We start from the raw sequence: 244 nt of genomic DNA on the forward strand, positions 1-244 counted from the left end.
TAGTTCTTTCTTTTCGTTTTTTTCTTTTTCAGCATTTAGGAGTGTAGAAGCGAGTTCATTTTGACATGAAATTAATTCAGCATCGTTTTCTAACGCTTCTATTTTTCGGTTGTATTCGTTTAGTATTTTTTCTTCTTGTTTAAAAAAACCGACTTGTTTCAACATGTCAAACACGGCAGGAACAAAGTGGTGGTGTTCGTTGAATTCCGCAAAATTTCCCGAGAATGCGTCTAAATAACCGATT

The 244-nt window shown here is 34.4% G+C and carries 1 pseudogene; it reads right to left on the reverse strand.

Annotated elements, in window-relative coordinates:
* Positions 1-244: pseudogene (locus tag AC23MC_RS16525) on the reverse strand (RNA pseudouridine synthase); the annotation flags it as partial.

This window comes from Flavobacterium sp. T50_26 (assembly GCF_057652995.1).